The sequence below is a fragment of the Vibrio sp. 1F169 genome (genome assembly GCF_041439605.1).
In the GTDB taxonomy this organism is placed as follows: domain Bacteria; phylum Pseudomonadota; class Gammaproteobacteria; order Enterobacterales; family Vibrionaceae; genus Vibrio; species Vibrio tasmaniensis_A.
Genome location: NZ_JBGOOI010000015.1, coordinates 48260 through 60366, shown reverse-complemented (window position 1 = coordinate 60366; position 12107 = coordinate 48260). Strand labels below are relative to the sequence as shown.

Annotated in this window: 12 protein-coding genes; 2 read left to right on the top strand and 10 right to left on the bottom strand. The window is 43.8% G+C overall.

The window, feature by feature from the left end; translation table 11 throughout:
• Together ACED53_RS08790 and ACED53_RS08785 are read right to left on the bottom strand one after the other, a co-directional pair.
• A complete protein-coding gene (locus tag ACED53_RS08790; protein ID WP_009848383.1) occupies positions 1-795 on the bottom strand; it encodes a YggN family protein in 795 nt (264 codons plus the stop codon).
• An 88-nt stretch (positions 796-883) separates the two neighbouring features.
• A complete protein-coding gene (locus ACED53_RS08785) occupies positions 884-1357 on the bottom strand; it encodes a GreA/GreB family elongation factor (RefSeq protein ID WP_009848382.1) in 474 nt (157 codons plus the stop codon).
• A 145-nt stretch (positions 1358-1502) separates the two neighbouring features.
• Here ACED53_RS08785 and ACED53_RS08780 point away from each other — a divergent pair, with 145 nt between their 5' ends.
• On the top strand, positions 1503-3437 hold the full coding sequence (locus tag ACED53_RS08780; RefSeq protein ID WP_017101908.1) for an ATP-dependent DNA helicase RecQ: 1935 nt from the start codon (positions 1503-1505) through the stop codon (positions 3435-3437).
• Positions 3438-3546: 109 nt separating this feature from the next.
• Here ACED53_RS08780 and dinB read toward each other — a convergent pair whose 3' ends face one another.
• Positions 3547-4623, bottom strand: coding sequence for a DNA polymerase IV (gene dinB, locus ACED53_RS08775; RefSeq protein WP_017101907.1), 1077 nt, complete (start codon positions 4621-4623; stop codon positions 3547-3549).
• 163 nt (positions 4624-4786) lie between these two features.
• On the opposite strand from dinB, the gene ACED53_RS08770 reads away from it, so the two are divergent.
• Positions 4787-6025 (top strand): response regulator, encoded by a 1239-nt coding sequence (locus ACED53_RS08770; protein ID WP_017101906.1) that lies wholly within the window; start codon positions 4787-4789, stop codon positions 6023-6025.
• A 133-nt stretch (positions 6026-6158) separates the two neighbouring features.
• Here the strand turns inward: ACED53_RS08770 and nqrM are convergent, their stop codons facing one another.
• The 7 genes from nqrM to ACED53_RS08735 all read right to left on the bottom strand — a co-directional run bounded on the left by nqrM (position 6159) and on the right by ACED53_RS08735 (position 12102).
• The gene (nqrM, locus tag ACED53_RS08765; protein ID WP_009848378.1) at positions 6159-6413 is read right to left on the bottom strand and encodes a (Na+)-NQR maturation NqrM; all 255 of its coding nucleotides are present in this window, start codon (positions 6411-6413) and stop codon (positions 6159-6161) included.
• 16 nt (positions 6414-6429) lie between these two features.
• Positions 6430-7434: an FAD:protein FMN transferase gene (locus ACED53_RS08760; protein WP_009848377.1), complete on the bottom strand. Its 1005-nt coding sequence runs from the start codon at positions 7432-7434 to the stop codon at positions 6430-6432.
• Between the two features lie 174 nt (positions 7435-7608).
• Positions 7609-8835, bottom strand: coding sequence for an NADH:ubiquinone reductase (Na(+)-transporting) subunit F (gene nqrF / locus ACED53_RS08755; RefSeq protein ID WP_009848376.1), 1227 nt, complete (start codon positions 8833-8835; stop codon positions 7609-7611).
• 29 nt (positions 8836-8864) lie between these two features.
• Complete coding sequence (nqrE, locus tag ACED53_RS08750; protein WP_009848375.1) at positions 8865-9461, bottom strand: NADH:ubiquinone reductase (Na(+)-transporting) subunit E; 597 nt, start codon at positions 9459-9461, stop codon at positions 8865-8867.
• Positions 9462-9468: 7 nt separating this feature from the next.
• Positions 9469-10101 (bottom strand): NADH:ubiquinone reductase (Na(+)-transporting) subunit D, encoded by a 633-nt coding sequence (locus ACED53_RS08745; RefSeq protein WP_004735210.1) that lies wholly within the window; start codon positions 10099-10101, stop codon positions 9469-9471.
• The gene (locus ACED53_RS08740; RefSeq protein WP_017098020.1) at positions 10101-10868 is read right to left on the bottom strand and encodes a Na(+)-translocating NADH-quinone reductase subunit C; all 768 of its coding nucleotides are present in this window, start codon (positions 10866-10868) and stop codon (positions 10101-10103) included. Before ACED53_RS08740 ends, ACED53_RS08745 begins: the two co-directional genes overlap by 1 nt.
• Positions 10858-12102 carry an NADH:ubiquinone reductase (Na(+)-transporting) subunit B gene (locus tag ACED53_RS08735; protein ID WP_017067139.1) on the bottom strand — a complete coding sequence of 415 codons (1245 nt, stop codon included), beginning with the start codon at positions 12100-12102 and terminating at the stop codon, positions 10858-10860. The genes ACED53_RS08740 and ACED53_RS08735 overlap by 11 nt, the downstream gene beginning before the upstream one ends.
• Between the last annotated feature and the right edge of the window lie 5 nt (positions 12103-12107).

Below are 12107 nucleotides of genomic sequence, written 5' to 3'. Positions count from 1 at the left end.
TTAGATCGTGAAGACTTGATAGTCTTTTAGGTTCGGAATGATTTCATGCAGCTGTTGCTCTTGTTCTGCCATCTCATCAAGAGAATCACAGAACTCATTCGCTTCCTCTTGCACTTGTTGAGAGTGTTCTTTCATGCGCTCTTCAACTTTAAGCTTTAATGCAGCCATGCTGTCAGCCAATTCAGTAAGATTTAAGCCACCATCTTGTTTCATTTTTTCTGACATCGCATTAAAAGCGCTAGAGATAAATTCTTGGTTAAAGATCTCCTTAGCCTTCTCGAAATCTTCAGACCAACCATTGGCCATCGAATCAAAACTGTCTGCTGGTAACACTAACTCGCCATCTTTGTAGTAACGAGCTTCCAGTTCATCAAAGTAGGTTTTCATTGACTCTTTTACATTATCAAATGATTCCGGTGAATCTAGGCTAGCAGCAATGTCATCAATAACGTCATTCGCTAACGCTAAGCCATCGTTAGCCATTTGTTTCGCTCGTGGCAAGTACTCACTCACTTTTTCGCGGTATTTCTCAATCGCCGCTTGTTGGTCGGCATCAAGCTCAACCTTCTCACCATGGATATATAAATCGTTGTTACCATCAAAAACGGCAGTATCACCATTCACTTGGTGGATTTCGACTTTCTGGTCATCGATTCGCAATTCATTTTTCAAATCAACTCGACACTGAGCAGCAAAAGTTGGCAGGCTCACAACAGAGATTACCGCTGTTAACGATGCGATTAATACACTGTTCTTCATAAACATTTTGTTTTTCATAAATACATTGTTTTTCATAACATCCTCTCATCAATCTGACAGATTACTATACCCTTGGTATATGCTTCTTTGTCAGAGAAACGTTTTATATATATCCGTTACTCAGTTAGTCGATAGATATTACTTCATAGCAAAACTGTTTATCTGCGACCTTAAACTCAATCTCATCACCGACTTCTTTCCCCATTAGAGCCTGACCAAAAGGTGCATTTTCCGTCACGATAGCAACTTCATTGTTATTCCACGTAACAGAAAGCCCACCGACTCTCGGCCCCATGAAAAAGTGTTTATATTGATCATGCTCGTCAATGACCACAACATAGCTGCTCACTGTAATCTTCTCACTATCACGCAGCACTAAGTTACGATAACACTGAATGTCACCTTCACACTCTTGCACTCTTACTGCTTGACCGTGAGCAAGATACGAAGCTTCTAGTGCCAATGTATCGTACTTATGCTCAGGCACTGTCTCTTCATCGGTCGCCGCATCAATAGCGCGTTGAGTAGCAGATTGTGCAATACGTAATCGGGATTCAAGTTGCTCTATGATTATTTGGCGAAGCTCAGACTTATTCATACTATTGGGGTGCTTTTGTATAGGAGCTACAGAATAGAATTAGGTACAATCAGGTGCAAGACATTTGATTCATCAAGCGACGCAATCATCAATAGGCGCCCGCTTTAACATCAATACGACACTTAATAACTCAGGTAGAACATAAATGATTGAGCAGAAGCTAAAACAAGTATTCGGATTCGACTCACTGCGTAATGGGCAAAAGCAAGTCATTGATAATGTTCTATCTGGTCACTCGACTGCCGCTATATTCCCAACAGGCTCAGGCAAGTCGCTTTGCTACCAATTGCCAGCATTAGAGTTGCCGCACTTAACCTTAGTGATATCACCATTGTTAGCCTTAATGAAAGACCAGCTCAGCTTCTTACACAGTAAGGGAATAAGCGCGGCTGCAATCGAATCAAGCCAAGACAGACAAACCACACAACAGGTGATGCAATCCGTGCGTAACGGGGACACCAAAATCCTAATGATCTCTGTTGAGCGCTTGAAGAATGAACGCTTTCGTCAGTTTATCTCCCAAGTACCAATCTCGTTACTGGTGGTCGATGAAGCGCACTGTATTTCAGAATGGGGGCACAACTTCAGGCCAGACTACCTGAAGCTTCCCCAATACCAAAAGCAGCTCAATATTCCACAAGTACTGCTACTGACAGCTACTGCGACGACATCGGTTATCCAAGATATGAAGTCGAAGTTTGAAATTGATGAGGAGCGCGTTGTGGTTACGGGTTTCTATCGTCAAAACCTCGACCTGTCGATTCAACCTTGCGAACAAACCAGCAAACTAGAAACCTTGTGCAATGTCGTTAACCAAGCTTCTCTCGCTCCGACTATTGTTTATGTCACCCTTCAACAGACAGCAGAGATGGTGGCTCAGCAACTCCGTAATGCTGGCGTTAATGCCGTGGCTTACCATGCGGGTCTTAAGCCTGAAAACAGAGATGCCATTCAACATCAATTCATGAACGATGATGTGAACTGCATCGTGGCAACCATTGCTTTTGGTATGGGTGTCGATAAGTCCAACATTCGCCGAGTGATTCACTTTGACTTACCGAAATCGATCGAAAACTACTCGCAAGAGATAGGCAGAGCAGGCCGAGATGGGCAAGCGTCTGAATGTATTTTACTGGCTAACAAACATGGTTTGAGCACACTCGAGAACTTCGTTTTTGGTGATACGCCAGACAACATATCAATTCAAACGGTCTTAAAAGAAATATACGAAAACCAAAACATTGCTGCTTCTGGCGCAAACCAATGGGAAATCATGTTCAACCAACTATCGCGTGAGTCCAACATTCGTCAGTTACCACTTAAAACGCTACTGGTGTATCTCGAAATTGAAGGCGTGATTGAGCCTAAATACAGCTACTTTGCTGACTACAAATTTAAATTCATACGTACTAAGCAGCAGATCATCGAGCAATTCCAAAGCGAACGTCGCCATTTTGTAGAAGCAATTTTCCAATGCTCTCCTCAAGCCAGAGTTTGGTGCCAAGTCGATTTCGATGCCCTTTGGACTCACTTTCAAGCAGATCGTCAGCGTGTGATTGCGGCTATCGATTACTTCAATGAACAAGGTTGGATTGAGTTGGAAAGTAAGCAGATCACAGATGTGTATGCGATCCACAACACCACTGAAGACATGATGCAGTTATCGGAACGTCTAACTGAATTGTTTAAGGCAAAAGAGAACAGTGAGATAAACCGCCTTAACCAAATGCTGAGCTTCTTTGAGGCTGATACCTGCCTAAGCTCTTGCCTTGCGAGTTACTTCGCCGATGATAAAGCGCCAGCCAAGTGTGGTCACTGCTCAGTATGTCGCGGTCAAGTAGCAATATTACCAACCGTTGATGTTGAGCCTATTGATGATGAAACGGTAATGACATGGATTCATGAATTTGTATCTAAGAGTCAACAATTGATCACCGACGAAGCTATTACTCGTTTTCTATGCGGAATCGCAACTCCACTTTCAACCAAGCTTAAAGCCAGCAAAATGGTTGGATACGGAAAGCTAGAGCAACAACCATTCAGTGATACCTTAGCGCGAGTTAAACAACTTCCTAGATAAGGCATATCACGTATTGATATAGAAGCTGGCTAGGCTGTGGAGTCTAGTCGCTATTCAAACTCTAACCCTTCCAGCAACACCTCTAAATCTAAACTCTCAGCGCCTTTCCCTAGAAGAAACTCAATTGACGCATTTGGTCTTTGGGTTGTAGCATTACGCTTAAACCAAGTAGGCGTATTTCTCGCCCTTGCTGCCTTTTAAGTATCTCACTCAACAGTTCTTTAAAGTGCTCTCGATCGAGAGAGGCGTGTATGTGCTCAATAGTGGTTTGCTGGAAGTCGGCAAACTTGAGCTTAATGCCCTGCTTGATGATCGCTTTACTTGGGCTAGCTTTCTCTAGACGTGCTTCAAGCTCAGGAAAAAGCTTGTCTTCAATTACCTGCCAACATTCTGCGTAAGTAGAAATATTCTGAGTAAAAGTTCGCTCCACGCCTACCGATTTTCGTTCACGCTCAATAATAACTTCTCTGTCATCAATACCATGGCTGCGCTTCCAGAGTGATGCGCCTTGACGGCCAAACCGGAGCAATAGATCTCGATAGTCAGATTCCTTAATGTCCTTACAAGTAAAGAAGCCAGCTTGATGGAGCTTTTCAATACTGACCTTGCCAACGCCTGGGATTTTTTCGAGTGGCAGCTCATCAATCACTGATTGAACATCCTGTGGAGGAATAACAAACTGACCATTGGGCTTGTTTAGATCCGAGGCCACCTTCGCCAAAAATTTAATCGGCGCAATACCAGCAGAAGCGGTCAGGTTAAGTTCATTCCAGATATCGCTACGAATTGCTTCGGCAATAAGTGTTGCCGAACCACGACACAGCGTCGAATCCGTGACATCAAGAAAAGCTTCATCTAAAGACAGGGGTTCAATGATGGATGTATATCGAGAAAAAATCTCGCGAATCTTTTTCGATATCTCGACGTAGACCGACATCCTCCCAGGAACAACCAACAGATTGGGACAAAGCTGCAGCGCCTTTCCCGTCGGCATTGCAGAACGAATACCAAACTTGCGAGCTTCGTAATTACAGGTACTCAAAACGCCACGCTGCTTTTCATGCCCCCCTACTGCAAGTGGTCGATTTCGGTAAGCGGGATTATCTCTCATTTCAACAGCTGCGTAAAAACAGTCCATATCAACGTGGATTATCTTTCTTACTTTCTCTTCACCCGCACTACACATCTAGGAATAACCCAACCTTACAACTGTATTTATAAACAGTATAATCAATTATTCTCAGATTTAAAATGATCTGGAGCCCAGCTAAATAGCTTTAACTTCATTAGCCACTTACTATTCTGATAGTATTGTTAGAGAGTATTTAACCTATAAGTAGGGATAACTTTTGAGTGATAAAATACTAGTAGTCGAAGATAGTCGTGCATTCAGAAACTACCTGTACCAGCAATTGAAAAATGATGGCTATGAGGTTGCGCTGGCTGAATCAGTGGCTGAAGCTGAAGCAATCTTAGAACAAGATACGGATTTCTTGTGCGCGGTGCTCGATTACTGCTTACCCGATGGTCAAGATGGCGAGATCATTGATTTGGTACTCGGCTATCAACAAAAAATTATAGTCCTAACCGGCATGTTCAACAACACACTTCGAGAACAAGTACTCGCGAAGGGTGTGATTGATTACATCCTCAAAGACAGCATGTCATCAGTCAGTTATTTGCTTCCTTTGGTTAATCGAATCTCAAATAACCGATATCATAAAGCCTTGGTTGTTGATGATTCTGCGGTTGTTCGTCGATATGTAGTGCAACTTCTTGAGCACCAATATATTCAAACGATTCAAGCGGAAGATGGCGAACAAGCACTAGAGCTTCTCCAAAACGACCCCGACATCACTTTCGTCGTTACCGATCATGACATGCCAAACAAAGATGGCATTTCGATGACCCGTGACATTCGAGTACACCATGATCGTAATCAACTCGCTATTCTTGGGCTATCTGGCAGTGACGACCGAACCATGACAGCTCGTTTCCTTAAGGCTGGTGCCAACGACTTCCTTTACAAGCCATTTAACCAAGAAGAGTTTTTCTGCCGTATTCATCAGCTACTCGATATGAAAGAGGCCACCAATGAACTATTTCGTCATGCAAATGAAGATGCTCTGACCGGGCTTTGGAACCGTCGTTATCTATTCAATCAAACATGTAAAGGCTGCGAACATCGCAGCATCGCCATGATGGATATAGACTTCTTTAAAAAGGTGAATGATACCTACGGTCATGATGGTGGCGATGCGGTACTCATTGAAGTCGGAAAGATCATCAAAAATCATTTTAAAGATGATGTCGCCGTTCGTTTCGGCGGTGAAGAGTTCTGCATTCAATCATGCCGACCATTTGAAGAATTTGTCGACACGCTAGAGTCAATGAGGATTGCGATACAAAACCAAGAAGTTATTCATGACTCACAACGGATTAAAGTCAGCATGAGTATCGGGTTAAGCGACTTAGTTGGCAGTTTGGATGAGCAAATAAAAGCCGCGGACGAACTACTTTATACTGCAAAAGAACAAGGTAGGAACCAACTGGTCTTTGCGCGCAATAACATGCAAATCGACCACTAGAAATTCGTTTTTGTTTCCGTTTTTAGCATTCCAAAATAGACAGTTCACTCAAACAAAAAAAGCTCAAGACGATAATCTTGAGCTTCTTATTCTAAGGGCATAGACAACTCTATTCCCCTATGACTGTCACCAATTAAGCGATACGGTCTTTACTCCAAGCCGCTTCTTTTTGTTGACGTTCTGCCAGTTTCTCTTCACGGTATGCTTCACGTGCTTCACGTTTTTTACGCGCATCACAAGGTTCAGGGCAGTTACATACTTTATCAATACCAACAGCACCTAAGCCACCACAGCTACCTTTCACAACTTTCTTTTGGATAATATAGCCAATTGACATCGCTGCGATTACTGCAAGAAAAACACCAAATGTAATCAGAAATGTATTCATAATTATCTCGCTTACCTTATTTACCTAAGTATGGCTTAAATGCTTCTGAAGCAATTTCTTTAAAGCCATCAGCTGTTTTTACCACCATGAACACTGGGATGTTATGTTGGTTTGCGACTTCCAGTCCTTTTTCTTCACCTAAGACCATAAGGCCAGTAGATAAACCGTCTGCAGTCATTGAAGACGGGTTTAAAACAGTCACTGAAACCACTTTGTGATGAAGCGGCTTACCTGTTTCTGGGTTGATGATGTGTGAATAACGAACACCATCACGCTCAAAATAGTTTCGGTAGTCGCCAGACGTTGCGATCGCCATATCACCAGGCTCGATGATCTCTTGAATGTTGCGCTCGTCAACACTTGGCTTCTCGATGGCGATACGCCAACCCACACTTTCACGGTTTAAGCCCTTCAAACGGATTTCACCGCCCACTTCTACCATGTAGTTATGAATGCCAATTGAATCGAGGTAGTCAGCAACGACATCCACGCCCCAACCTTTTGCGATAGTCGAAAGGTCAACATACAAATTAGGCAAATCTTTGCTTAGCTTATTACCTTCAACGCTTAAGTGGTGAATACCAATCTTAGCCTTACGAGCCGCAAGCTCTTCGTCTGATGGAACCACTTCAGGACGTGCTTCTGGACCAAAACCCCACAAGTTAACTAATGGACCAACCGTCACATCCAACGCACCTTCAGTAAGACCGTTCAAACGAATCGCTTCTTTCACAACGATAGCGGTTTGTTCAGATACTTCGAATGCGTCCGCACCTTTATGTTGGTTGAAACGGCTCAGCTCTGAATCTTCACGGTAAGTCGACATTTGATCATTTACTTCTTCAAGTAGACGATCGATCTCGGTATGAACTTCTTTAGACTCAGGAAATTCATCGCCATTGATGTACTTAATGTTATAACTGGTCCCCATTGTCGGACCACTTAAATGTACTTGCTCTCTTGCCTGCTCACAGCCCGCAAGAAAAATTAAAGAAGTTAATGCAACAAGCCAAATTCTCACTTGCTTACTCCTGTCTAATGTTGAGGATTTATATAAGGAAAAATAAGAGTGAAAAATAGGTATTTTAAATGCCTTACTCTTTCTTATATAAGCCAGTTTGTTGTCACGAGTAGTCTTAGAAAAACAAATGGCTGACTCGTAAGAGTCAGCCATAATATCAATCACTTAAATGGATTAACCACCGAAGTCATCTAGTAGGATGTTTTCATCTTCTACACCAAGATCTTTCAGCATGCCGATCACAGCCGCGTTCATCATTGGTGGACCACACATGTAGTACTCACAGTCTTCAGGAGCTTCGTGATCCTTCAGGTAGTTTTCGTACAATACGTTGTGGATGAAACCAGTGTAACCGTCCCAGTTGTCCTCTGGTTGAGGATCAGACAGAGCACAATGCCACACGAAGTTTTCGTTTGCAGCTGCTAGGCCGTCGAAGTCTTCAATGTAGAACATCTCACGCTTAGAACGTGCACCGTACCAGTAAGACATCTTACGAGTAGAGTTAAGACGCTTAAGTTGGTCGAAGATATGTGAACGCATTGGCGCCATACCTGCACCACCACCGATGAATACCATTTCATTGTCTGTGTCTTTAGCAAAGAACTCACCAAATGGACCAGAAATAGTACATTTGTCGCCTTCTTTAAGAGACCAGATGTATGAAGACATCACACCAGGAGCTACGTCAGGGTTGTTTGGCGGCGGAGTTGCGATACGCACGTTAAGCTTGATGATGCCTTTCTCTTCTGGGTATGAAGCCATAGAGTAAGCACGGATCGAATGCTCTTTAACGATAGACTCGTAACGGAACAAGTTGAACTTATCCCAGTCACCACGGTATTCCTCAGGAATATCGTAATCTGCGTATTTCACGTGATGTGGTTCAGCTTCAATCTGAATGTAACCACCCGCGCGGAACGGAACTTCTTCACCTTCAGGGATAGCTAGAGCCAATTCTTTGATGAAAGTAGCTTCGTTATCGTTAGAGATAACAGTACATTCCCACTTCTTCACACCAAAGATATCTTCGTCTAGTTCAATCTCCATGTCAGTTTTCATAGCAACTTGACATGCAAGACGTTCGCCTTCGCGAGCTTCACCTTTTGTGATGTGATCAAGTTCAGTTGGAAGGATGTCGCCACCACCAGACTTAACTTTTACACGACACTGACCACAAGAGCCACCGCCACCACAAGCAGAAGATACGAAGATACCTGCGCCAGCTAGGGCACCAAGTAGCTTGCTACCAGGCTGAGTAACGATCGCCTTTTCAGGGTCGCCGTTTACAGCAATAGTGATGTCACCTGATGGTACTAGCTTAGACTTAGCGAAAAGAATCACTAGTACTAGAGCCAATACAATAATGGTAAACATCGCTACGCCAAGAATAATGCTTTGCATTTGTTATTCCTTATTACTGGGTGCTTACCCTACAGTTGAACACCAGAGAAAGACATAAAGCCTAACGCCATCAGACCAACAGTAATGAACGTGATACCAAGGCCACGAAGACCTGGAGGTACGTCAGAGTACTTCATCTTCTCACGGATACCCGCAAGAGCAACGATAGCTAACATCCAACCCACACCAGAACCGAAGCCGTAAACAACAGATTCAGCAAAGTTGTAGTCACGCGTTACCATGAAAGATACACCACCAAAGATTGCACAGTTAACTGTGATCAGTGGAAGGAAGATACCTAGTGCGTTGTACAAAGGTGGGAAGAAACGGTCTAAAACCATCTCTAGGATTTGTACAAGTGCCGCGATAACACCGATGAATGCGATGAAGTTAAGGAAACTTAAATCGACACCTTCAACAAGCGCGTTTTCTTTCAGGATGTGTGTGTAAACAAGGTTGTTTACAGGAACAGCAATTGTAAGTACTACAACTACCGCAACACCAAGACCAAAAGAAGTTTTAACTTTCTTAGATACCGCTAGGAACGTACACATACCTAGGAAGAAAGAAAGCGCCATGTTTTCGATGAAAATCGATTTAACTAGCAGACTAATATAATGTTCCATGACTACCTTACCCCTTCGCTTCTACTTGTTCTGGTTTGAACACACGAATTGCCCAAATCAAGAAACCAATTAGGAAGAATGCTGAAGGTGCTAGAAGCATCAAGCCGTTTGGCTGATACCAACCACCGTTGCTCACTAGAGGTAGTACTTCCATACCAAATAGTTTGCCAGAGCCTAGAAGCTCACGGAAGAAACCAACAGTGATAAGAACGAAACCGTAACCAAGACCGTTACCAAGACCGTCGATAAACGATGGGATTGGCGCAGACTTCATTGCGAATGCTTCAGCACGACCCATTACAATACAGTTAGTAATGATTAGGCCAACGAATACAGATAGCTGCTTAGAGATATCGTATAGGTATGCTTTAAGCACTTGGTCTACCACGATTACTAATGATGCGATAATTGCCATCTGAACGATGATACGCACACTGTTAGGAATGTGGTTACGGATTAAAGAAACGAAGAAGTTAGACAGAGCAGTAACGAACATTACCGCGATAGTCATAACAAATGCTGTTTCTAGCTTAGTGGTTACTGCAAGAGCAGAACACACACCAAGAACCTGTAGCGCGATTGGGTTGTTATCCAACACAGGCGCTAAGATGCTCTTTTTAATTTCTTTTGCACTAGACATTAGTTCAGACCTCCGTCACGAACTTTTGCTAGGAACGGACCAAAGCCCATATCACCTAACCAGAAGTCAAATGTATGTTGAACACCAACGCTAGTCAGTGTTGCACCAGAAAGGCCATCTACACCGTGCTCAGAACCTTGAGGAGCGCCACCTTTAACAACCTGAATAGCAGGTTTGTGGTTTTCGTCGAATAATTTCTTACCAACGAATTGAGCGCGCCAAGTTGGGTTCTCAACTTCACCACCAAGTCCAGGAGTTTCACCTTGCTCGTAGTAAGTGATACCAGAAACTGTGTTGCCATCAGTTTCTACCGCAACGAATGCGTACATCATTGACCAAAGGCCGTTACCGTGAACAGGGATGATAACTTTAGAAGTCTCAGCGCCATCTTTCACTAGGTATACAGTACCCGTGTTAGCACGACGAATGATCTTAGCGATGTCATCTTCAGCTGAAAGCTTGATTGACTGAGCTGGATCTTTTGCCGCTTTACGTTGGTCGTATGCAGCGGCATCGCCGTCAACGAAATCGCCAGTAGCGAAATCAACTAGACGAGGTTCGATGTTCTCTGCGTAGAGTGCTGGGATATCACCTGCAAGCTCAATACCCGCAACTTCAAGGATCTTAGTTTGCTGATCCAGAACTGCGTTAGCTTGCTGCTTAGGTTTAAGAACAACTGCAGCTGTTGAAACGATGATTGAGCACACTAGGCTCAATGCGATAACAACAAACAGCGTCTTTTTAATGCTATCGTTATTACTTGCCATAGCGCGCTAGTCTCCGCTTAATGTTCTTCTCGATTACAACGTGATCAAACAGAGGAGCAAATAGGTTTGCGAATAGAATCGCAAGCATCATGCCTTCTGGGTATGCAGGGTTAACTACACGAATCATTACACACATTGCGCCGATTAGGATGCCGTACCACCACTTACCTTTGTTGGTAAATGAAGCTGATACTGGGTCAGTCGCCATGAAGAACATACCGAATGCGAAGCCACCTAGAACTAGGTGCCAATGCCAAGGCATGCTGAACATTGCGTTAGTATCAGAACCGATCACGTTGAACAGCGTAGACACAGCAATCATACCGATCATTACACCGGCAATGATACGCCATGAAGCGATACGCATGTAAACGATCATCGCTGCACCAATCATAAGTGCTAGAGTTGATACTTCACCGATAGAACCTGGGATGTTACCAATGAATGCGTCCATCCAAGTGATTGCTTCACCTGATGTCACGTTCATTAGTGCGCTACCGCCACCTTGAGCCCATTGGCTAAGAGCAGTTGCACCAGAGAAACCATCTGCAGCAGTCCAAACTACGTCACCTGAAATCTGTGCAGGGTATGCAAAGAATAGGAACGCACGGCCAGCAAGTGCAGGGTTCAGGAAGTTACGACCCGTACCACCGAAGATCTCTTTCGCCACAACAACACCGAAGGTAATACCTAGTGCTGCTTGCCATAGAGGAAGCGTTGGCGGAACGATAAGCGCGAATAAGATAGAAGTAACAAAGAAACCTTCGTTTACTTCGTGCTTACGCACCATACAGAACAGAACTTCCCAGAAACCACCTACGATGAATACCGTTGCGTAGATAGGTAGGAAGTATGTCGCACCAAGTAGCATCTTGCTGCCAACACCTGCATCGGCTCCTAAGGAGGCTCCAAGCATTTCGGTTAGCCAGTAGTGCCAGTTACCACTGATAACAGATGCTAGTTCAGCGCCTGCGTACATATGGTTAAGTGCAGCGATAGCTTGGCCACCCGCGTTGTACATACCCCAGAACATTGCTGGGAATACCGCGAACCAAACCATGATCATGATACGTTTTAAATCAACGCTATCACGAACGTGCGAGCTTTTCTTTGTAATAAGACCTGGCGTGTAGAACACTGTCGCTGCTGCTTCGTAAAGCGCAAACCACTTCTCGTGTTTACCACCTGGCTCAAAATGATGCTCGATGTCTTCAAGAAACTTTTTAAGGCCCATGAAAA

Excerpts from the sequence above, each read along its gene's own strand:
- ACED53_RS08790 (WP_009848383.1), bottom strand. The coding sequence starts at position 795 with ATGAAAAACAATGTATTTATGAAAAACAAAATGTTTATGAAGAACAGT.
- ACED53_RS08785 (WP_009848382.1), bottom strand. The coding sequence starts at position 1,357 with ATGAATAAGTCTGAGCTTCGCCAAATAATCATAGAGCAACTTGAATCC.
- ACED53_RS08780 (WP_017101908.1), top strand. The coding sequence starts at position 1,503 with ATGATTGAGCAGAAGCTAAAACAAGTATTCGGATTCGACTCACTGCGT.
- dinB (WP_017101907.1), bottom strand. The coding sequence starts at position 4,623 with ATGTGTAGTGCGGGTGAAGAGAAAGTAAGAAAGATAATCCACGTTGAT.
- nqrM (WP_009848378.1), bottom strand. The coding sequence starts at position 6,413 with ATGAATACATTTCTGATTACATTTGGTGTTTTTCTTGCAGTAATCGCA.
- nqrF (WP_009848376.1), bottom strand. The coding sequence starts at position 8,835 with ATGCAAAGCATTATTCTTGGCGTAGCGATGTTTACCATTATTGTATTG.
- nqrE (WP_009848375.1), bottom strand. The coding sequence starts at position 9,461 with ATGGAACATTATATTAGTCTGCTAGTTAAATCGATTTTCATCGAAAAC.
- ACED53_RS08745 (WP_004735210.1), bottom strand. The coding sequence starts at position 10,101 with ATGTCTAGTGCAAAAGAAATTAAAAAGAGCATCTTAGCGCCTGTGTTG.
- ACED53_RS08740 (WP_017098020.1), bottom strand. The coding sequence starts at position 10,868 with ATGGCAAGTAATAACGATAGCATTAAAAAGACGCTGTTTGTTGTTATC.
- ACED53_RS08735 (WP_017067139.1), bottom strand. The coding sequence starts at position 12,102 with ATGGGCCTTAAAAAGTTTCTTGAAGACATCGAGCATCATTTTGAGCCA.